The organism is Janthinobacterium sp. SUN100 (assembly GCF_030397705.1).
Classification (GTDB): Bacteria; Pseudomonadota; Gammaproteobacteria; order Burkholderiales; family Burkholderiaceae_D; genus Janthinobacterium; species Janthinobacterium kumbetense.
Map to the genome: position 1 here is coordinate 245409 of NZ_JAPUBU010000006.1, position 20342 is coordinate 265750.

21 protein-coding genes and 1 riboswitch are annotated in these 20342 nt (G+C 63.7%); of the genes, 2 read left to right on the plus strand and 19 right to left on the minus strand.

Annotated features, from left to right (window positions below; translation table 11 throughout):
* Position 1: 1 nt before the first annotated feature.
* Positions 2 to 418 (plus strand): PIN domain-containing protein, encoded by a 417-nt coding sequence (locus tag O0881_RS26780; RefSeq protein ID WP_289900361.1) that lies wholly within the window; start codon positions 2 to 4, stop codon positions 416 to 418.
* Positions 419 to 421: 3 nt separating this feature from the next.
* On the opposite strand, the gene yacG is transcribed toward O0881_RS26780, so the two are convergent.
* From yacG to O0881_RS26810, 6 genes are all read right to left on the minus strand, one after another.
* Complete coding sequence (gene yacG, locus O0881_RS26785; RefSeq protein WP_034748814.1) at positions 422 to 613, minus strand: DNA gyrase inhibitor YacG; 192 nt, start codon at positions 611 to 613, stop codon at positions 422 to 424.
* 18 nt (positions 614 to 631) lie between these two features.
* A complete protein-coding gene (gene zapD, locus O0881_RS26790) occupies positions 632 to 1387 on the minus strand; it encodes a cell division protein ZapD (protein WP_077399896.1) in 756 nt (251 codons plus the stop codon).
* Between the two features lie 62 nt (positions 1388 to 1449).
* Positions 1450 to 2097: a dephospho-CoA kinase gene (coaE, locus tag O0881_RS26795; protein ID WP_289913664.1), complete on the minus strand. Its 648-nt coding sequence runs from the start codon at positions 2095 to 2097 to the stop codon at positions 1450 to 1452.
* Positions 2098 to 2128: 31 nt separating this feature from the next.
* Positions 2129 to 2998 carry an A24 family peptidase gene (locus O0881_RS26800; RefSeq protein WP_289913665.1) on the minus strand — a complete coding sequence of 290 codons (870 nt, stop codon included), beginning with the start codon at positions 2996 to 2998 and terminating at the stop codon, positions 2129 to 2131.
* Positions 2999 to 3104: 106 nt separating this feature from the next.
* Positions 3105 to 4301, minus strand: coding sequence for a type II secretion system F family protein (locus tag O0881_RS26805; protein ID WP_289913666.1), 1197 nt, complete (start codon positions 4299 to 4301; stop codon positions 3105 to 3107).
* A gap of 73 nt (positions 4302 to 4374) precedes the next feature.
* Positions 4375 to 5847 (minus strand): DHA2 family efflux MFS transporter permease subunit, encoded by a 1473-nt coding sequence (locus tag O0881_RS26810; protein ID WP_289913667.1) that lies wholly within the window; start codon positions 5845 to 5847, stop codon positions 4375 to 4377.
* Positions 5848 to 6053: 206 nt separating this feature from the next.
* Here O0881_RS26810 and O0881_RS26815 point away from each other — a divergent pair, with 206 nt between their 5' ends.
* Positions 6054 to 7211, plus strand: a complete 1158-nt coding sequence (locus O0881_RS26815; RefSeq protein WP_289913668.1) for a hypothetical protein — start codon at positions 6054 to 6056, stop codon at positions 7209 to 7211.
* A gap of 3 nt (positions 7212 to 7214) precedes the next feature.
* On the opposite strand, the gene O0881_RS26820 is transcribed toward O0881_RS26815, so the two are convergent.
* The 13 genes from O0881_RS26820 to cobT all read right to left on the minus strand — a co-directional run bounded on the left by O0881_RS26820 (position 7215) and on the right by cobT (position 20107).
* Complete coding sequence (locus O0881_RS26820; protein WP_289913669.1) at positions 7215 to 8669, minus strand: cobyric acid synthase; 1455 nt, start codon at positions 8667 to 8669, stop codon at positions 7215 to 7217.
* Positions 8666 to 9487, minus strand: coding sequence for an ABC transporter substrate-binding protein (locus O0881_RS26825; RefSeq protein WP_289913670.1), 822 nt, complete (start codon positions 9485 to 9487; stop codon positions 8666 to 8668). The genes O0881_RS26820 and O0881_RS26825 overlap by 4 nt, the downstream gene beginning before the upstream one ends.
* Positions 9484 to 10395 (minus strand): cobalamin-binding protein, encoded by a 912-nt coding sequence (locus O0881_RS26830; RefSeq protein ID WP_289913671.1) that lies wholly within the window; start codon positions 10393 to 10395, stop codon positions 9484 to 9486. The genes O0881_RS26825 and O0881_RS26830 overlap by 4 nt, the downstream gene beginning before the upstream one ends.
* A complete protein-coding gene (cobD, locus tag O0881_RS26835) occupies positions 10392 to 11378 on the minus strand; it encodes a threonine-phosphate decarboxylase CobD (protein WP_289913672.1) in 987 nt (328 codons plus the stop codon). The genes O0881_RS26830 and cobD overlap by 4 nt, the downstream gene beginning before the upstream one ends.
* Positions 11371 to 12324, minus strand: coding sequence for an adenosylcobinamide-phosphate synthase CbiB (cbiB, locus tag O0881_RS26840; RefSeq protein ID WP_289913673.1), 954 nt, complete (start codon positions 12322 to 12324; stop codon positions 11371 to 11373). The genes cobD and cbiB overlap by 8 nt, the downstream gene beginning before the upstream one ends.
* Positions 12318 to 12884 (minus strand): bifunctional adenosylcobinamide kinase/adenosylcobinamide-phosphate guanylyltransferase, encoded by a 567-nt coding sequence (gene cobU / locus O0881_RS26845; protein WP_289913674.1) that lies wholly within the window; start codon positions 12882 to 12884, stop codon positions 12318 to 12320. Before cobU ends, cbiB begins: the two co-directional genes overlap by 7 nt.
* 7 nt (positions 12885 to 12891) lie before the next feature.
* Positions 12892 to 13524: a cob(I)yrinic acid a,c-diamide adenosyltransferase gene (cobO, locus tag O0881_RS26850; protein ID WP_152257650.1), complete on the minus strand. Its 633-nt coding sequence runs from the start codon at positions 13522 to 13524 to the stop codon at positions 12892 to 12894.
* A 1-nt stretch (position 13525) separates the two neighbouring features.
* The gene (locus O0881_RS26855) at positions 13526 to 14293 is read right to left on the minus strand and encodes an ABC transporter ATP-binding protein (RefSeq protein WP_289913675.1); all 768 of its coding nucleotides are present in this window, start codon (positions 14291 to 14293) and stop codon (positions 13526 to 13528) included.
* A 7-nt stretch (positions 14294 to 14300) separates the two neighbouring features.
* Positions 14301 to 15326 (minus strand): iron ABC transporter permease, encoded by a 1026-nt coding sequence (locus tag O0881_RS26860; protein ID WP_289913676.1) that lies wholly within the window; start codon positions 15324 to 15326, stop codon positions 14301 to 14303.
* An 88-nt stretch (positions 15327 to 15414) separates the two neighbouring features.
* Positions 15415 to 17418: a TonB-dependent receptor gene (locus tag O0881_RS26865; RefSeq protein WP_354670227.1), complete on the minus strand. Its 2004-nt coding sequence runs from the start codon at positions 17416 to 17418 to the stop codon at positions 15415 to 15417.
* Positions 17408 to 17650: riboswitch (cobalamin riboswitch) on the minus strand. (Overlaps the previous gene by 11 nt.)
* Before the next feature lie 44 nt (positions 17651 to 17694).
* Positions 17695 to 18249 carry a histidine phosphatase family protein gene (locus tag O0881_RS26870; protein WP_289913677.1) on the minus strand — a complete coding sequence of 185 codons (555 nt, stop codon included), beginning with the start codon at positions 18247 to 18249 and terminating at the stop codon, positions 17695 to 17697.
* Positions 18250 to 18255: 6 nt separating this feature from the next.
* Positions 18256 to 19062 (minus strand): adenosylcobinamide-GDP ribazoletransferase, encoded by an 807-nt coding sequence (locus O0881_RS26875; RefSeq protein ID WP_289913679.1) that lies wholly within the window; start codon positions 19060 to 19062, stop codon positions 18256 to 18258.
* 4 nt (positions 19063 to 19066) lie between these two features.
* Positions 19067 to 20107 (minus strand): nicotinate-nucleotide--dimethylbenzimidazole phosphoribosyltransferase, encoded by a 1041-nt coding sequence (gene cobT, locus O0881_RS26880; protein ID WP_289913681.1) that lies wholly within the window; start codon positions 20105 to 20107, stop codon positions 19067 to 19069.
* Between the last annotated feature and the right edge of the window lie 235 nt (positions 20108 to 20342).

Below are 20342 nucleotides of genomic sequence, written 5' to 3' on the forward strand. Positions count from 1 at the left end.
GATGTCCGCCTACCTGGTCGACACGGATGTGATCGTTGCGGCGCGCAAGGGCAGCGCTGCGCCGGAGGGTGTGCGCACTTTTTTTGAACGGGTGGCGCCGGAAATGCGCTATGTGCCGGTACAGGTGATCGCGCAATTGCGCGCAGGCATACAGCGCAGCTGGCGGCGCGAAGCGGCGCTGGAAGCACTGGCGCTGGAAGGCTGGCTGGAAGCCGTGCTGGCGGACTATGCGCCGCGGCTGCTGGAATTCGACCTCGATTGCGCCCTCGTATGCGCCCGCCTGTGTGAGCGGGGCCATGCGCATGGCGTCGATGGGCAGATCGCGGCGATGGGTATCGCCTATGGTTTGACGGTGGTCAGTGGCAGGCTCGACAGTTTCGCGGCGCAGGGGCTGCGCCTGGAAAATCCGTTTCGCTGAGAATTATTGCGGCTTGTTGTCTTCGTCCGCCAGCGGATCTTCGAACGGGTCGGCGGCGGGGATCGTGTACTTCTCTTCGGCCCAGGCGCCCAGGTCGATCTGCTTGCAGCGTTCCGAGCAGAAGGGGCGGAATTTGTTGGCTTCAGTCCATTCGACTTTGGCGGCACAGGTAGGGCAATTAACGACGGTCATGATGGGGCAAATAAGTAACAGTTAAAAATTACAGAGCGTGAGCTCGAATGGTACATCTTCTTCCAGCGGCTTGGGCTTCAAGTCGCCGCCCTGGGTGGTGAAGCGTACCCACAGCATGTATTTGTTGGCGGAAATTTCCGGGATGGCGCCGCTGCTTTCGTCCAGGCTCAGGCGCAGCATCTGGTATACCTTGCCTTGCAGCATTTGCTGGTAGCTGCCGCCATTGGCGATCAGTTTAACGGGTCCGCCGGAATCGCGCAGCAGGCGCAATACGAGGGCCAGCGCGTCGAACAGCGGGGCGAGCGGTGCGAACCAGGCGTGGATATCGGTCAAGCGCTGTTCCGAGCTGCGTTTCTGCCAGGCAAAGTAGGACGGCAAGTCGAATTCGCAGGCGCCGCCGGGGATGATGGTGCGGCCGCGGATGCTCATCAGCCATTCATTGTCGCGGATATTCTGCCCCGTCTTGCCTTGCGCCGCCACCAGGGCGCCGCTGACACTGTCGAGTTCGCCAAGGATGGCATCGAGCGTTTCCGGTTCCACATTTGGATTGCTGCGGTAACCGAGCAGGCTTTGGCGCTGGCGCTCGAGTTCCTGCAGCAGGTCGGACTTCAGGTCGGCGCGGCCAGCCACTTCGAGCATATCGAAAATAGTTGCCAAGGCGACATGGTGCTGCATTGCATGCTCTTGCTGGATGAAGAACTTGAATTTGTCGTACAGGTCTTCCAGCCGCAACAAGGTACGTATGCGTTCGTTGAAAGGGTATTCGTAGACAATCAAAATAATTCCCTTAAGTAAGGACCTGCAAACAATCCCGTGATTTTGAACCAAGCGTCGACAAATTACAAACGTTGCGGCCCGATTCCGGCCATTCTTTTTGAAAATGCCAGATATAAATCGTGCAACTGGGCAATCTGCGGCGCCAGGGCGGCCAAATCGCCATTATTGTCGATCACATCGTCCGCCGCCGCCAGGCGCATGGCGCGCGTGGCCTGCGTCGCCATGATGGCTTTGACTTGTTCTTCCGATAAGCCATTGCGGGCCATCACGCGCGACACTTGCAGGCTTTCCAGGCAATCGATGACGAGCACCCGGTTGACGCGTTCCACCCATCCGCCGGACTCGACGAGCAGGGGGACGGCAAAGATCACGTAGCTGCCCGTCGCTTCGGCGGCCGCCGCCAGGGTCGCCTGGCGGATGCGCGGGTGCAGGATGGCTTCCAGTTTTGCCTTGGCGGCGGCGTCGGCGAATACGAGGTTACGCATTTTTGCGCGGTCGAGGGCGCCGCGCGCATCGGCGTAGTCGGGGCCGAATTCCGCCACCAGGGCCGGCATGGCCGCGCCATTGGGCGCCGTCAGGCTGTGCGCGATCTGGTCCGTGTCGACGATGGAGGCGCCCAGCGCGGCGAACTGGTCGGCCACCGTGCTCTTGCCGCAACCGATGCCGCCGGTGAGACCCACGCTGAAATACGGTGCGTTATGAAGTTGCATGTGTTTTTCCATAGGGGCAGTGTTGCGCGGGTCAGCTGGTCAGGCCCAGTGTGAGGCGCGACAGGGGCGTGCCGTACAGCAGCGCGATCAGGCCTGCCGCCGCCAGATAGGGGCCGAACGGAATCGGTTTGTCGCGCCCCCGCTTGGCAAACACGATCAGGCCGATGCCGACCACGGCGCCCACCAGCGACGACAACAAGATGATCGTCGGCAGCATGGTCCAGCCCAGCCACGCACCGAGCGCCGCCAGCAATTTGAAGTCACCATAGCCCATTCCCTCCTTGCCTGTCGCCAGCTTGAAGGCCCAGTACACGGCCCACAGGGCCAGATAGCCGGCGGCAGCGCCGATGACGGCGTCTTGCAGGGGCACGAAGGTACCGTTGATATTGATCAGCAAGCCTGCCCACAGCAGGGGGAAGGTGAGGTCGTCCGGCAGCATTTGCGTATCGGCATCGATGAAGGTCATGGCGATCAGTAGCCAGGCGAACACGAGCGTGGCCAGGCCCGTCCAGCCGCTGCCGAAGTGCCAGACCAGGAGGGCCGACAGCGCGCCCGTCAGCAGCTCGACCAGCGGATAGCGCACGGAGATAGGGGCTTGGCAGGCGCTGCATTTGCCGCGCAGCAGCAGGTAGCTGATGACGGGAATGTTTTCCATGGCCGTGATGCGGTGGCCGCAAGCGGTGCAGTTCGAATGCGGCAGCATCAGGTTGTAGCGGTCCGTGTGCGGCAAGGGCAAGCCGCTTTCTTCCGCCACATAATTATCGGATTCGCGCTGCATCATTTTCGGCACGCGGTGGATCACCACATTCAGGAAGCTGCCGACGATCAGGCCGAACAGGGCGGCAACGAGGGCGACGGGCAGATTGCCGGGCGCGGCGAACAGCAGGGTATCTTGCAGCATGGTGAACTTGTCTGAGGTGATGAATGTTGCCGTGCAAACATTGCCTGGCACTGCCGCAGTGTAAAACATCCGCCGGCACATGGGGACGTTTTAGGCGGGTGAATGGTCAAATCACGGCCCCCAGCTTGAAAATCGGCAAATACAGGGCGATCACGAGGGAACCGACGAGCACGCCAAGCACCACCATCAGCGCCGGTTCCAGCAGCGTGGAAAGGGTGGCCACGGTGGCGTCGATATCGGCCTCGATGATGTCGGCCGCGCGCGACAGCATGGCGTCGAGCGCGCCGGATTCCTCGCCGATCAGGGTCAGTTGCGTCAGCAAGGGAGGGAACACGCCGCTGTGTTCCATGGCCAGGGCCAGGCTGCCGCCGGCGCGGATTTCGCGTTCGATGCGCGTCGTCGCTTCCTGGTACAGCGCGTGGCCGGCGGCGGCGCCCACCAGGCCGAGCGAGTCGAGCAGCGGTACGCCGGCGGCGAACATGGCGGCCAGGGTGCGCGTCCAGCGGGCGATCGCCGCCTTGCGCAAGAGGGGACCGAACACGGGCAGGCGCAATGCCCACAGTTGCGTGTTGCGCCGCCACGCGGGAGAGCGGCGCCAGGCTAGGTGCAGCAGCACGCAAGCGAGCACGAGCACCGCCAGCAAGGCCAGCCAGTAGCGGACAACAAAGGCGGACACGCCCATGACCAGCAGGGTGGGCAGCGGCAAGGGCGCGCCGAAGCTGTCGAAGACCTGGCGGAAAGCGGGCACGACCACGCTCATGATGATGGCCGTGACGACGAAGGCGACGAGCACGATGGCCAGCGGATATATCAGCGCGCCGCGCACCTTCCGCCGCAGGGCGATGGCTTTTTCCTGGTGTGTGGCCAGGCGCGCCAGCAAGTCTTGCACGATGCCGGCCTGTTCGCCTGCCGCCAGCAGGTTGCAATACAGTTCGTCAAACAGCAGCGGGAACTGGCGGAACGCCTGCTGCAGGCTGCTGCCCGCTTCGATGTCGTGGCGCAAGTCGCGCATCAGCGCCGTGATCGCGGGCTTGGCATGGCCCTTGCCGGCGATGTCGAAGGCGTGCAGCAGCGGCACGCCAGCCGCCATCATGGTCGACAGCTGGCGCGTAAACAGCGCGATATCCTTGCGCGTGATGGCCTTGCCGGGTGCGCTGCGCGCAGCCTGCACCCGGTTGGCCAGGATGCCTTGGCTTCTCAATATTGCTTTGGCAGTGCAGACGTCGGCGGCGCGCAAGACACCGTCGACCGGCTTGCCATGGCGGTCCGTGCCCTTCCACGCAAAGCGCCGCTCGGCCGCCATGTGCACCTCCTGCCATCACGATAGCAGCGTCAGGCAAAAGCACCAGCGGCGCTGGCGGCAAGCTTGATGTGGCTCAGCCTTTTGTAGTTTGCACTTCCGTCTGCACAACGGCCTGGGCCTTGACGTCGGCCGCATCCTCCTCGTCGCTGTCCGTGCCCTTGCTGATGCTTTCGCCATCGTCGCGGCGCAAGGTCCAGAAGGTCAGCGAGGACAGCACCGTCAGAGCCGCCAGGGTGAGGAAGGCGTGATGCAGGGCCGTGCTGAGCATGGCGCGGTCCGACTGCGGCATGTCGCCCAGGTACCAGCCCGTGATCAGCGAACCGAAGGCGAGGCCAAAACTCATCGACAGTTGCTGCATCGAGCTGGCGATCGTGCTGGCCATGCTCGAATCGTTCTTGTCGACGTCGGCATACGCGATGGTATTCATGCTGGAAAACTGCAGCGAATTGAAAAAACCCATGCACAGGCTGATGGCGACGATGACGTACAGGGACGTGCCCGCGCTCACCTGTGAAAACATGGCGATGGTCACGCCGATCAGCACGGTGTTGACGATCAGTACCTGGCGATAGCCGAAGCGGGCCAGCACGCGCGCGGAAATGAATTTCATGCCCATGGCGGCCGCGGCTGACGGCATCATCAGCAAGCCCGATTGCCAGGCGGGCAAGCCCAGGCCCAGCTGGTACAGCAACGGCAACAGGAAGGGCAGGCCGCCCACGCCCAGGCGCGTGACGAAACCGCCCACCACGGAAACGCGGAAGGTGCGGATCTTGAACAGGGTCAGGCGCAGCAGCGGATGCAGCACTTCGCTCGAATGCCAGGCATACGCGGCCAGCAGGCTGATGGAGATGAACAGCAGCACGGCAAACGAGGTGCCATCGATGCGGTGTTCGCCGAAAATTTCCAGCAGCCATGACAGCAGCGCGATACCCGTGCCGAACAACACGAGGCCGATCAGGTCCAGCGGACGGGGCTTGTCGCCGTAGTAATCGGGCATGTAGCGGTGCGCCAGATACAGCGCCACCAGGCCGACGGGCACGTTGACGAAGAAAATCTCGCGCCACGACAGCCAGTGCACGATCAGCCCGCCCACCGTGGGCCCCAGCAGGGGACCGATCAACGCGGGGATGATGACGAAATTCATGGCCGCCAGCAGTTGCGACTTGGGAAAGGTGCGGATGATGGTGAGCCGGCCCACCGGCATCATCATGGCCGCGCCCACTCCTTGCAGCAGGCGCGCGGCCACCAGCATGGGCGCATTCACGGACAGGCCGCACAGGATGGAGGCGAGGGTAAAGATGGCGACGGCGGCGGAAAACACGCGCCGCGTGCCGAAACGGTCGGCCATCCAGCCGCTGATGGGAATGCACACGGCCAGGCTCAGGATGTAGCTGGTGACGACGGCCTTCAGGCTTAGCGGCGTCACGTTGAGGCTGGCGGCCATGGCGGGGATGGCGGTGTTGACGATGGTGGAGTCGAGTTGCTCCATGAACAGGGCGGTGGCAACCACCCAGGGAAGGTAGCTTTTAATCGGGGAACTGGTCATGGATGCGAGCCTGAAGAGGAGAAACGGAGCCGACAGTACGATGAATTGTCACATAAATGACGCAGGCGTGCCGCCCGCGCCTTCCCTTTTGGCAACGTGCCGGGGGCGTAGTCCATGGAACATTTGTTCTATGGCAATAGATTGCGGGCAAGGCTAGCATGTGTTTTCTGGCAGCTCCTACCTCTTTTCCCTGAAAGTCACTCCACATGAAAAATGCACTTACGTTCCTTGTCCTGGGCGCGGCCCTGTCCGCATGCGGTGGCGGCAGCGATGGCGGCACGCCAGCGACGCCGGTGACGCCGCCGGCCGTCGTGACGCCTCCCGTCGTTCCCGCCGACAGCGTCACTGCGGCATCGGAAGCCGTGGCCAGGGAGGCCGGCTTGAGCGTCATTGCCGGCGCCAGCGCCGATGAAAGCGTGTATGACGTGGCTGCCGATATCGGCGACACCTGGCGCATCACGTTCGACAGCGTCAAGAAAACCTACACTATCCGCGTGCTGTCGACGCAGTTCGGCTTGAGCGACCGCAGCGGCATGTTTACCGCGTCCACCACCGGCAATCTCACCACCTACACGGCAACGGATTTCAGCGTCACCGTCGATGCGCGCACGCGTCTTCTGTCTGGCAACGTCAAATTGGGCAACATGGTCTCGACCGTCAGCGGCACCGGCTATGCGGTGGGTGACGTGGCCAAGCTGGCCGGCAACTATATCTTCCTGGGCGGTATGCGCAATGCCTCGAACGGCGGTGACCGTTTCAATCCGAAAGGCAGTCTCAGGATCGCTGCCGACGGCGCGGCCCAACTGTGCAATGGCGGCGTATTCAATGCGCAAGGCGTGTGCTCGCCAGTATCGCCGCTGCTGGAAGCGGAAAACGCCAGCCTGACCCTGGTCAAGGATGCGAAGAACGGCTTGCTCGTCGCCCGCCAGGGCAGCCAGGACTTCGGCATCGTGCACGTGCATGCGGGGGATCGGGGGCTGGCGCTGTTCATCGATCGCTACAGCCGCAACCAGGAAAACGTCCTGCGCGTGGGCACCATCGTGGCGGCCAGACAGCAGAAAATCGGCCCGGAAATCAATGGCAGCTACGCCTGTGCGGCGCAGGGTGGCACGACGGGCAAGATCGACATCGCCAGCAATGTGGCGACCATCACCAATAACGGCACGGGCAAGGTGCACGCGGAAAACGTGACCCTGAACAAGTTGGGCCTGGGTGCGCAGGCCGTCGATTTCGATGGCATTGCCGTGTTCAAGGACCCCGCCGACGTGCCGGCCGACTATTCGATGTTCATGCCCGTGTCATCGAGCATGGCCGTCGAATTTTCGACCGACCGCTCGTACATGGGCATGTGCCTGAAAAAATGACGGCTAGCGTTTGAGGTGGTCCAGGGCCGCCAGCAGCGGGATGGCCGCATCGGCGATGCGCTCCAGGCTGGCCTCGCGCAGGGCGGCGGTATCCACCGTGTGGCCGGAGCCCAGCCCCGCCCAGCCCAGCAGCGCCGCACACGCGGCGGGCGTGTCGAACATGCCGTGCAAATAGCTGCCGAGGATTTGTCCGTCCTGCGATACCGCCCCTTCCGGACGGCCGTCGATGACAAAAGCCGGCTGCGCCAGCGCGGCGCCATGCGAGACGCCCATGTGGATTTCATAGCCTGCCACGGGCGCATCGGCCGCGCCGGCAAACGCGCAGTGGCCGCGCACCTGTTCCAGCCGCTTGTCGCGCGTCAGCTCCGTCGCCATGTCGAGCATACCCAGTCCCGCCGACTCTCCCGCCGCGCCTTCCACGCCCAGCGGATCGCACACGCTTTGCCCCAGCATCTGGAAGCCGCCGCAAATGCCGAGCACCTTGCCGCCATAGCGCAGGTGTTTTGCCAGGTAGGCGGGCCAGCCTTGCTGCTGCAGCCACGCCAGATCGCCGCGCGTGTTTTTGCTGCCGGGGAGGATCACGAGGTCGGCCGCTGGAATCGGCTGCCCCTGTTTGATGAATTGCAGGTCGATATCGGGATGGGCGCGCAGCGCGTCGACATCCGTGTGGTTGCTGATGCGCGGCAGTTGCGGCACCACCACCTTGAAGGCGCCGCGTTCGGCCTGCATCGCTTCGACGGCGTCTTCCGCGTCGAGGAACAGGCCTTGCAGGTAGGGCAGCACGGCCAGCACGGGTTTGCCCGTCTGCTGTTCCAGCCATTCGATGCCCGGTTGTAGCAGCGAGATATCGCCGCGGAAGCGGTTGATGACGAAGCCAAGGATGCGCGCCCGTTCGCTGTCGGACAAACAGGCCAGGGTGCCGATGACGTGGGCGAAGACACCGCCACGGTCGATGTCGGCCACCAGGATCACGGGACAGTCGACGGCTTCCGCAAAGCCCATGTTGGCGATGTCGCGCGCGCGCAAATTGACTTCGGCGGGGCTGCCCGCGCCTTCGACGACGACGGCGTCGTACTGCTGGCGCAAGCGCGCGTACGATTCCAGCACGGCGCCCATGGCGATGGTTTTATATTGCTGGTAGTCGCGCGCATCCATCTCGGCGCGCACCTTGCCGTGGATGATCACTTGCGCGCCCGTGTTCGACGATGGTTTCAGGAGCACCGGATTCATGTCCGTGTGGGGCGCGATGCCGCAGGCCAGCGCCTGCAAGGCTTGCGCGCGGCCGATCTCGCCGCCGTCGCTCGTCACCGCGCTATTCAAGGCCATGTTTTGCGGCTTGAACGGCGCTACCGTCACGCCACGGCGTTTCAAGAGGCGGCACAGGGCCGCGACGACGGTGCTCTTGCCCGCGTCCGACGTCGTGCCTTGCACCATCAGGGCGGGGAAGGGACTCTTCATGCTTGCCGCTCTTTCTGATTCTCCTGCCACTGCGCGATGATGTCGCTGATCTGGCGCAAGCCTTGCGTGATGGCGGCTGGACCGGGCGAAAGAATGTCGGGCGACTTGATCTCGAACAGCATGTCATTGCGTACGGCGGGAATAGCATCCCAGCCCGGACGTGCCGTCAGCTGCGCCGGCTGGAACTTCTTGCCGCACCAGGTGGCGATGATGATGTCGGGCGCGCGCCGCACCACTTCTTGCGGATCGGCGATGATGCGCTCTTTCGCGCCCGGCTGCGCGGACAATTCCGGGAAGGCGTCCGTGCCGCCGGCGATGTCGATCAATTCCGCCGCCCAGCCGATGCCGCTCATCAGCGGATCGTTCCACTCTTCAAAGTAAATCACGGGCTTGCGCGTCCAGGCTGCGGCGCGGGCCCGGGCGGCTGCGATGTCGACGCGCAGGCTGGCGATCAGTTCACGTCCCGCTTCCTCGCGCTGCACCAGTGCGGCCAGCACGCCGATCATGCGCAGGATGCCTTCCACCGTGCGCTGGTTGAACTGGTGCACTTCGATACCGGCTTTCACCAGGTCGCGGCAGATATCGGCCTGCATGTCGCAAAAACCGATCACGAGATCGGGCTGGACGGCCAGGATGCGCTCCAGGCTGGAAGAGGAAAAGCCGCTGATCTTGGTCTTTTCCTCGCGCGCGCGGGGCGGACGCACGGTAAAGCCGGAAATGCCCGCGATGACGTCTTCGGCGCCCAGCGCATACAGCGTCTCCACGGCTTCCGTCGACAGACAGGCGATGCGCTGGTAGTGACTCGCTGCGTGACTCATGGCGCGGCCTTGGCCGCGGGAGTGTTGCGGCGCTGGCGGGCCACTTCCAGTTGTTCGCACATGGCGGCCGTACCCTCGATCATGCGCGGGCCGGCGCGGTTCAGCAGGTCGCCATTCAGTTGGAACAGGTTATTCTTGCGCACGGCCGTCATCGACGGGAAGGCGCGCCACATGGCCAGGCCGCCTTCGCTGCGCGGATCGTTTTTTTCGCTGGTGCCGAAGATGACTTCCGGGTCTTCCTGCAGCACGCCTTCCGGCGTGACGACGGGCGCCACCACCTTCATCGCGGCAAAGACATTTTGCGCGCCGCACACGCGCATGGAGTCGCTGATGATGCTCGCGCCGCTCAAGGTATATAAAGGTTTGTCCCACACCTGGTAAAACACGCGCACGGGCGGGCGCTGCGCGTATTGCGCCGTCAGGCTGGCCAGTTTGGCGCGCAGCCGGGCCGCCGCCGGTTTGGCGGTTTTTTCCGTTCCCATCAGCTGCCCCAGGCGATCCATGCTGTCGGGGATGTCGGCCAGCTTGCGCGGTTCGCTGTGATAGATGGGCACCTTCAGCTGGCGCAGCATGGCAATCTGGCGCTCGGCGCTGCCATGCATCCACACGACGATCAGGTCCGGCTTCAGGGCGATGATGCGTTCCATGTCGTACTGGCGGTTGTCGCCCACTTGCGTGATCTTCTTTGCCGCTTCCGGGTAGTCGCTGTAGCTGACGACACCGGCGATCCTGTCGCCGCCACCGGCCGCGAACAGCAGTTCCGTCACATGTGGCGCCAGCGCCAGGATGCGCTGCGCCGGTTTTTGCACGGTGACGGTGTTGCCGTCGTCGTCGCGCACGGTGATGGCTGCCTGCGCCTGCAGCGAGACCAGTCCGGTCAGTAGCAGTGCTGTTTTCAAGTGATTCATATGTGTTTCCATGTGGTGAGGGCCTGCTGCAGGCGCAGCCAGGCGTGTTCGTCGGGGGGCAGGCCCAGGCGGATGCCGTGGGCGGCGTGGCGGAACAGGCGCACCCAGATGCCCGATTCCGCCATGTGGCGCCAGAACGCTTCGGCGCGCTCCTCCGGCCACCACTGGAACAGCGCCGTGCCGCTGCTGGCGATGCCGTGCGCTGCCAATAGCTGGCGCAGGCGCGTGCCTTCGCCGCGCAGGCGCTCGCGCATCGCTACCTGCCAATGCGTGTCGGCGAGGGCGGCCAGCGCCACGTGCTGCGCCGGGCCGCTGACGGCCCATGGCCCCAGCAGGTCGGCTAGCTGCGCAAGCAAGGCTGGATGGGCGGCGACAAAGCCCAGGCGCAGTCCCGCCAGGCCAAAGAATTTGCCGACGGAGCGCAGCACGATGAGTCCCGGCCGGGCAGAGTGGGAGCCCAGGCTGGCGCACGATTCCGTATCGCCAAACGCTTCATCGACCACCAGCCAGCCGCCGCGCGCGGTCAGCTTGTCCGCCAACTCCAGCAGCAGCTCGGGCGCGATGCGCTCGCCCGTGGGATTGTTCGGATTACAGACGACCAGCACGTCGCAATGGTCGACGGCATCGGCAAGCTGCGCATACGGCACTTGCTGCAACTGGTGGCCGTGCTGGCCCCAGTGGTGCGCATGTTCCGCATACGACGGCGCGGCCACCACCACGCGCGACGGCGCGCGCAGCCGGGGCAGGGCCTGGATGGCAGCCTGGGTGCCGGCCACGGGCAGCATGGCCGGCGCGTCGTAATACGCGCAGGCGGCAGCGGCCAGCGCGGGATCGGCTTCCGGCAGCCGGTGCCAGGCGTTGGCGTTCGGTGCTGGCGCTGCATACCAGTGCGGGTTGATGCCGGTCGACAGGTCGATCCAGTCTTCCAGCGGCCTGCCGTATTCGCGCGCGGCGTCGCGCAGGTTGCCGCCATGTTCAAGCAAGGTATTTTCCCTTCAGGTAGAACAGGCCTGCCAGCAGCGCCACCCAGATCAGCCACAGCACGGCCGTTTCGGCCACCAGGCGCCAGGCGCGATCGATATCGCGCGCTTCGGCGGGACGACCGCTACCCAAAGCCGGGCGGCGTTCCAGTTCGCCGTCGTAGATGGCGTCGCCGCCGAGGGCCAGGCCCAGGGCGCCGGCGCCGCTGGCCATGACGGGGCCCGCATTCGGGCTGCCCCAGTTGGGTGCCTGGCTGCGCCAGCACTGCCACGCGCGTTTTTTGTCGGCCATGGTCTTGCCCAGCAAGACATAGGACAGGGCCGTCAGGCGCGCCGGTAGATAATTCAACAGGTCGTCGATGCGCGCGGCGCAGCAGCCGAACCAGTCGTAGCGTGCATTGCGGTAGCCCCACATGGCGTCCAGCGTATTGGCCAGCCTGAAGAGCACGGCGCCGGGGCCGCCCGCCACGGCAAACCAGAACACGGTGCCGAAGACGGCGTCGTTGCCGTTTTCCAGCAGGGATTCGGTGCTGGCCTTGGCCAGACTGGCCGCGTCGGCATTGGCCGTGTCGCGGCTGACGATGCGCGCCGTCAGCAGGCGCGCGTTGTCCAGGTCATCGATGGCCAGGGCGTCGGCAATGGGCTGATTGTGGTCGCGCAGGCTGCGCAGGCCCAGACATAGGTACAGCAGGAAAACGTGGAGGGCGGCGCCCACCAGGCCGCACAGCCAGTAGGCGGTATAGCTGATGGGGAGCACGGCCAGCGACCACGCCAGCACGCCGCGCAGAAAGCGCCCGCGGCCCCGGTTCAACAGGCGTTCCAGCGCGCTGGCGAGGCGGCCGAAGCCTACCAGCGGATGCCAGCGGCGCGTCTCGCCCAGCAGCATGTCGAGCAGCACGCCGGCCGTCATCAGGCCCGCCAGCATGGGCAGCGACAGGCCGCTCAGCATGGGCCGCCTTTCAGGTGCAGGGGCAGGCCGGCGGCGACCAACACGGCCCTGTCGCAGACGGCTGCCACGGCCTGGTTCAGGCGGCCCGCTTCATCGGTGAAGCAGCGCGAGATGGCGCCATACGGCACGATGCCCATGCCCACTTCATTCGATACCAGGACAAGGTCGCAGCCGCTTTCCTCGATTTCGGCCAGCGCATACAGCAGGTGTGCGCGCTCGCTGTGGAACAGCTCGGGCAGGGCGATGTCGCCCACGTCAGGATAGGTCTCGCCGGTGGAAAACATCAGGTTCGTCAGCCACAGGGTCAGGCAGTCGACCAGCAGCAGGCGGCCCGGGTGCGCCTGTCGCAGGATGGCGTCACCCAGGCGCAGCGGCTCTTCCACGGTGGTCCACCCGGCCGGGCGCTGTACCCGGTGATGCGCGATGCGGGTGGCCATCTCGCCATCGCCCGCCTGCGCGGTGGCGATGTAGATGACTTCCTTGCCGGACGCCCGCGCCAGTTGCTCGGCGTAGGCGCTCTTGCCCGATCGGGCGCCGCCAAAGACCAGGGTGCGCGTCATGGCGCTGTTACCACTCGGTGCCGAGTTGCGCGCCGATGCCGGCCGCATAGGCATGCTTGACGACGGCCATTTCCGTGACGGTGTCGGCGATGGCGATCAGTTCATCCGGCGCGCCGCGGCCCGTAATGACCACGTGCTGCATGGCCGGGCGTTCCAGCAGGTCGGCGATGACCTTGTGCACGTCGAGGTATTTGTACTTGAGGGCGATATTGAGTTCGTCGAACAGTACCAGGCCGTAGCTGGGGTCGGCCAGGAAGGTCTTCGCCTGTTCCCATGCCAGTTCGGCCTTTTCGATGTCGCGTTCGCGGTTCTGCGTTTCCCAGGTATAGCCTTCGCCCATCGCATGAAAACTGATTTCATCGGGGAAGCGGCGCAGGAATTTTTCTTCGCCCGTCGACATGGCGCCCTTGATGAACTGCACCACGCCCACTTTCATGCCGTGGCCCATGGCGCGGATGGCCATGCCGAAGCCGCTCGAACTCTTGCCCTTGCCATTGCCCGTGTTGACGATGATGATGCCGATTTCCTTGTCGGCCTTGGCGATGGCCGCATCGATGATGGCTTTCTTGCGCTCCATGCGCACGCGGTGGCGTTCGTTGATGGCGGCGGTGTCCGCGTCGATGTTCTTGTTGTCGCTCATGTCAGTCCTCTTTCGGTATGAATATCTTGCGTTTGCCGTGATCGATGATCTCGATAGGGTGGCCCAGGTAGTCGCCCAGGATGGATGCCCGCATTACCTCGGCCACCGGACCGGCCAGCCAGCCGCCGTCGCCCATCAGCAGTAGCGCATGGGTCGAGACGCTGTGCGCCAGGTTCAGGTCATGCCCCACCATCACCACGGTTTTATTCTGTTCGCGGCACAGCTTTGACAGCAGGCCCATGACGCTGACCTGGTGTGCCAGGTCCAGCGCGTTGGCCGGTTCGTCCAGCAGCAGCAAGGGTGTATCCTGCGCCAGCATGGCAGCGATTGCCACGCGCTGGCGTTCGCCGCCGGACAGGCTGCGCACGTCGCGCTCGGCCAGGTGTTCCACTTCCATCGACGCCAGCGCCGCCAGGGCGATGCGCTGGTCGTCGCTGCCTTCCCAGTAATGGTTGTCGTGATACGGATGGCGCGCCGACAGCACGGTTTCGATGACGCGGTACGAGAACGCATCGTGCCGCGCCTGCGCCAGGAAGGCCCGTTCACGCGCCAGTTCGTCGAGCGGCCAGTCGACCAGGGCGCGGCCCTGTATCGTCACATGGCCCGCATCCGGTTCGCGCAAGCCGGCCAGGGTGCGCAGCAAGGTGCTCTTGCCCGCGCCATTGCGGCCGATCACGCTCCAGCATTCGCCATCCTTGATATGCCAGATGAGGTTTTCCACGAGAGAGCGCATGCTTGCCTTTAGGCCAAGTTGGTAGGTGCGTATCATGCTTGTTTCATCTCCTGCGCAATCGATGGAGCTGGTACAGGAAGACGGGCGCGCCTATCATGGCCGTGACCACGCCGACGGGCAGCTGTAACGGTGCCAGCACGGTGCGCGCAAGCGTGTCGGCCAGTACAAGGAAGGTGCCGCCGGCCAGCGCGGCAGCCGGTATCAACAGGCGATGGTCGGGGCCGCAGGCAAAGCGCAGCGCGTGCGGCACGATCAGGCCGACAAAGCCCACGCTGCCGGCGCTGGTGACGGCGCTGGCCGTGAGCAGGCCGGAACAGAAGAACAGTCCCTTGCGCAGGGCGCCCACGCGCACGCCCAGGGTGCTGGCCGCTTCCGCGTGCAGCGCCATGACGTTCAGCGAGCGCGCGCAGCGCAGTGCGAAGACCAGGGCGCCCGCCAGGACCAGCCAGGGCATCAGCCGCGCGGGCGCGCCGGACAGGTCGCCGATCATCCAGAACACCATGCTGCGCAAGCGGCTTTCCGGGGCGATGGACAGCATCAGGGTGACGATGGCCATGCAGGCCGAGGCCAGGATCACGCCCGTCAGCAGCAAGAGCGAGGCGCCGCCTTCGGCCGCCGTGCCGCCGCGCAGGTCGCGGCGCGCAAAAAAGTACAGCAGCATGGACACGCCGACGGCGCCGGCAAAGGCGGCCGCGTCGACCACCCACAGCGCGCACATGAACAGCAGCGCGGCCAGCGCGCCAACGGAAGCGCCGGCGGAAATGCCCAGCACGTAAGGATCGGCCAGGGGATTGCGCAGCAGCGCCTGCATCATCAGGCCGGCCAGCGACAGCGCCGCGCCGGTGACAAAGGCGGTAAGCGCGCGGCCCAGGCGCAGGTCGAGCAGGGTGGCGGCGAGGGTATCGGTCTTGCCCTGCACGACATGGAACAGGGCGGAAGGCAGGTCGGCGAGCGGAATCGCGATCGAACCGATCATGCCGGAAAAAATCAGGCTGGCAATCGCGCACGCGATCAGCACCGTGAGGATTACGGTGGCGCGGTGGCGCATGTTGCGGAAAAATGGGTGCATGTACTGCCTTAAAAACGGGGACTGCAGAACTGCATCTGCGGGCGATGGCGGCATGCCATCGCCCGCAGCTTACATCATTACAACATGGTTATTTCGAGCCGTAACGCAGGCCGACGAAGAAGTTGGAACCAGCGGTATTGTAGTCACGTGCCAGTTCATATTTCTTGTCAGTGATATTGTTCCAGCGCGCCAGGACCGACCAGTCCTGCGCTACCTGGTAGGTGGCAAACAGGTTTAGCAAGCCATAGCCGCCCAGTCGGGTCTTGTTGTCGATATCGTCATAGCGCTTGCCCGACAATTGCAGTTCGGCGCCGGTTTTCAGCTTGGCGATGCTGTAGTCGGCTGCAAAGTTGGCGTGCTTTTTCGAGCGGCGCACCAGCAGCTTGTCGGTGGTCTCATCACGCGGATCTTGCAGGTCGATATTGCCGCTGATGCCAAAGGCGCCGAACTGATGGCGGCCGGCCAAGGTGAGACCTTCCAGCAAGGCCTTGTTGACGTTATAGGCGCAGCCATAAGGATGGGTCGATGCTTCAACCGGGCATGTGTTTGCATAGATCAACAGATCGGTCACGCGGTTATGGTAATACACGGCACTCAACTGCGTCTTGCCATCATCGTAGCGCAGGCCCATTTCCGCATTGCGGCCCTTTTCAGGACGGTTGCTGGCAATGCCATAACCTGGGTAATACAGTTCATTGTAGGTCGGCTGGCGGAAGCTGGTGCCATAGCTGGCGGTAGCGCGCAAGGCATTGTTGATCTGGTAGCCGTAACCAAGGCTGCCGGTGGTGGTCGAACCACTTTCCGACATCTTGTCGCGGCGCAGGCTGGCGCTGAGCAGGTGCTGGTCGCGCTTCATGGTGTAGGAAGCTGCCAGCGACTTGGTGTCGCGGGTACGATTCAAGATCGGCTTGGCGCTGGAGACGACTTCTTCCTTGCGGTAGCTGGCCAGCAATTGCAGCGTGTCGACGCCGATGGCGATGTCATTTTGCCAGTCGAAAGTCGATTGCTTGGTTTCCAGAGAACTCTTGCCGGCCGCGCCCGCAGAGGTGTCCTCGTTGGCCTTGTCGCGTGCTTCGGCAACTTGTACCTTGCTGTGCCAGCCTGGAACGAATTCATTGTTCATGAATACGCCGATGTTTTCCAGTTTTTGATTGCTGCGCGTATCGTAGCCAGGCCCGCTGTCGTACTGTGCTTCAAGTTTGCTGTTCATGAACATCAGGCCCAGGTCGTGCCCCTTGGCCAACTGGAAGCCAAGCTGGCCCGTGACGCTTTTCTTGTCGTAGCCGTCTTTGTCGGCGTTGTAATAGGAATTACCTGGTTTGGTGGCCGAAAAGCCGTCACTTTTTTCCTTGCTGACGTTCAGCGAGTAGCTCAGGCTATTGTAGCCACCGGTTGCACCCGAAACGCTGGCGTCATATTGACGCGTGGCATCGCTGCCAAAGCCGACCGATGCGCCAACCACGGGTGTGCCGCTCCCCTTTTTGGTGAAAATCTGGATGACGCCGCCGATGGCGTCGGCACCGTACAGGGTGCTCAAAGGGCCGTAGACGATCTCGATACGGTCGATATTGGCCAGTGGAACCGGGCTCCAGGTGGCGGTTCCCAGTGTCGAGGAACCGATGCGGACGCCGTCCACCAGAACGATATTTTGGGTACTGTTCGCGCCACGGATGTATACAGACGACGCCGTGCCTGCGCCGCCATTGCGCGTCACTTCGATGCCGCGCTGTTTTTGCAGCAACTCGGTGACCGAGCCTGCGCCCGAACGGGCGATATCTTCGCTGGTGATGATTTTCGTATCGGCCAGCAATTCGCTGGCTTTTTGTGGAGTGCGGGTCGCGGTGACGATCACCGGATCGAATGTGTTTGACGTGGTCTGGGCGAAAGCGGCAGGCGCGGCAATGGCTAGCGCGAGCGACGTGAGGGCCGCGTGGCGGGAAACAGCATGGGTCATGATAATTTTCAGTAAGTAATATGCAACCAGCCGACGTCCCCGTAGGCCAGATTGAACAGAAGTGGGAACTGAAGATGACGATCGAAGACGGCCAGTCGGCCATTCGGATCGCGAACATCCCCGTTCGCACACTTCCACCTGTCCTGGCCGGTATCCGGGCTGGCAAGTACGGCTATCCCACCTTCCCATGCTCGATGATTGCAAGCACAGTGGTTGTCAGAGATAGCTTGTCGCTCGCTTCCGGTAGGGAGGGGCGACACTTGCTTACCGTTGCGGGGGCAGCACACGCTCGCCGCGATCGCGGCATCGTGTTTCCCGTTTAACTGCGCTCATGGACATGAGCGCGGGCACCAAAACCCCGCCATTATACGTGCAGCAGGCATGGACTGACATGGTCGGCTGGACAATTCAATATCAGAAATCGACGACGACCGTCGCACCATAGGCGATTTTATGGGCGGAATGGGCGGCCAGCAGGGCCGTTTCTTCCAATGGCAACCGGGCTTGCAGTGCCGACAGCAGGCGGATGGTGCCCGCATGGCAGATGATGACGACCGTTTCGTGTTGTTCGCGCAACAGATCGCCTAGAAACGCGTCGACGCGGGCGGCCATCGCCAGCACGTTCTCGCCCCCGCCGGGGCGGTACCAGGCCAGGTCGGCTGCCCAGGCATCGATTTCCGCGCGCGCAATCGCGTGCCAGGGCTGCATTTCCCACGCGCCGAAATCCATCTCCGCCAGCCGCGCGTCGAAACGCAGGGCGCTCGCGGGCAAGTCCTGCGCCAAGGTCGTCGCCAGGCCGGCGCAGCGGCGCAGCGGACTGGCATACAGCGGTACATGCGGCGGCAAGGTTGCCTGCAAGCTGGCGCGCACCATGGCCATTTCGTGAGGCGCCACCGCCACGTCGCTGCGGCCATAGCAGGTACCGCTGGTCACCTGCGGCGCGGGGTGGCGGACGAGGATCAGGCGCATGCTTGTTCAGTAGAAGCGCAGTGGAGGCTGAAAGCTGGAGAGGATGGCCAAATAGACCGCCACTTCCGCCACTTGCTGCACGGCGCCCAGGCAGTCACCCGTGTAGCCTTGCAGGCGGCGCAGGCATTTGCGGCCCAGCCAGAAAGCGGCAGCTGCCGCCACCACGACGGCAAAGACCAGCGTGGCCCAGTCGAATATCCCCAGAGCGCCGCAGGCGATGGCAGGCAGCAGGCCGCAGATAGCGGCGATGATGAGTTCAGTCGTGTGCATTTCCTGTGCCATGGGCTTGGACTTGCCTTCGTCGCGTGCATAGTCCATGAACCGGATCAGCGAGACGGCGGCCAGGCGGGACAAAGGATGGGCGATGCACAGTGTCGCCACGACGATGTGTGGCGGCAACGAGGCCAGCGCCGTGCACTTGATGGCCAGCAGGCAGATGATGCCGATGGCGCCATACGCGCCAATGCGCGAGTCCTTCATGATTTCCAGCACACGCTCGCGCGTCAAGCCACCGCCAAAGCCGTCGCACATGTCGGCGAAACCGTCTTCATGGAAGGCGCCCGTCAGGTAAATGCCGGCGGCGACGGCTAGCAGCACGGCCACCGGCGATGGCAGCAGCCAGCTGGCCAGCACATACACCGTGCCGCAGATGGCCGCCACCACCACGCCCACCAGGGGAAAGTAGCGCGAGGCATGCTGTAGCCAGGCTGGCTCGAACCCCACCCAGCGGGGGATGGGCAGGCGCGTGAAGAACTGCAGCGCGATGAAAAAGAGACGGCACTGGTGGGTTGCTGCGGCAAAGGGATTAGCCATGGTCTTAGTCTGGCGTGGACTTTTCGCTGACCTGGGCCGAGGCGAAGGTGGCCATCTCGCGCATGAAATTGACTGCCGCGTGCAGCAGCGGCAAGGCCAGTGCGGAACCCGTGCCTTCACCGAGGCGCAGGTCCAGTTGCAGCAGCGGCCGCGCATCCAGGCTGGCCAGCAGCTGGCGGTGGCCGTTTTCATCGGAGCAGTGCGAAAACACGCAGTAGTCGAGGATGGCCGGCTGCAAACGGGCCGCCACCAGCAGGGCGCTGCTGACGATGAAGCCATCGATCAGCAGGACCATGCGTCGTTCGGCTGCCTTGAGCATGGCGCCGGCCATCATGGCGATTTCGAAACCGCCGAAGGTGGCCAGCACGTCGAGCGGCTTATCGACTGCCGTGTGATGGGCGACGGCCGCTTCGATCACCTGCTGTTTATGTCGTACGCCCTCTTTCGACAGGCCCGTGCCGGCGCCGACGCAATCGGCAACGGGCGTGCCGGTCAGCTTGTGCATCAGTGCTGCCGCGGCCGTGGTGTTGCCGATGCCCATTTCGCCAAAGCCCAGCACATTGCCGTCCAGGCTGGCGACCAGTCCCATCCCCGCCTGCATGGCGGCCAGACACTGTTCCCGGCTCATGGCGGGCTCTTTGGCAAAGTTGCGGGTGCCGGGACCTTGTTTATGGTCAAGCAAGCCGTCGCGCGGGCCGAAATCGTGGTTCACGCCCGCGTCTACTATATATAAGGCGCAATCGTTCTGGCGGGCAAAGACATTGATGGCGGCGCCGTTGCCCAGGAAGTTTTCCACCATCTGCCAGGTCACGCTTTGTGGATAGGCAGAAATGCCTTCGGCAACGACGCCATGGTCGGCCGCGAAAACGATGATGGCGGGCTGGTGCAGCGCCAGTTGCGTACTTTGCTGGATCAGGCCGATTTGACGGGCCAGGGTTTCCAGCATGCCGAGGCTGCCCAATGGCTTGGTCTTGCTGTTGATGGCGTGTTCAAGTGCGCTGGACAGGGCGGGATTGGCGGTAGGGCTGATGTGTGGGATAGGCATGGGAATCTATGTGGATGAGGCAGGGTATGGTCGGCGCTACGATATCACACAGCAATATTTACCCAACTGCAAAATAGCGCTTGCGGGGTGAGCAGGGCACGGCTATAATTCGCCCCCTCGCTGAACGACGCATGCAAATGCCGAGTGAGACGAGAAAAAGAAGGAGTTGACGGACGTAGCAAATTGCTTCATACTCTTCCTTCTTCGCAGCTGACAAACACAACGCTTTGTCGAT